Annotated in this window: 1 protein-coding gene; it reads left to right on the forward strand. The window is 58.4% G+C overall.

Annotation, left to right across the window (positions count from 1 at the left end):
* A partial coding sequence (gene nlpE, locus M3226_RS31610; RefSeq protein ID WP_251573431.1) for an envelope stress response activation lipoprotein NlpE occupies positions 1–461 on the forward strand: 461 nt, incomplete at both ends.

Genomic DNA, 461 nt, shown 5'->3' on the forward strand with positions numbered 1-461 from the left:
GTCGTGAGCCGTCATCCTTTGCCTCGTACGGCACCTGGGCACGTACCGCGGATAAGCTGGTGCTGACCAACAGCAAGGGCGAGAAATCTTACTTTCGCGCGAAAGGCGACAAGCTGGAGATGCTCGACCGCAACGGAAGCCCCATTCAGTCTCCTCTCAACTATACCCTGGAGCCAGTGAAGGCCAGCCTGCCGACGACGCCGATGGCGATGCGCGGCATGTATTTCTATATGGCCGATGCGGCAACCTTTACCGATTGTGCGACCGGTAAACGCGTCGCGGTGGCGAACAATGCCCAGCTTGAACGGGATTATGCCGCCGCGCGCGGGACCGATACTCGCCCGGTACTGCTGGTGGTAGAAGGGCACTTTACTCTCGAAGCGAACCCGGATACCGGCGAGATGATGAAAACGCTGATGACGGATCAAGCCGGCAAATTTATTCCCGGTAAAGACTGCAGC

The sequence above is a fragment of the Neobacillus cucumis genome (assembly GCF_023715505.1).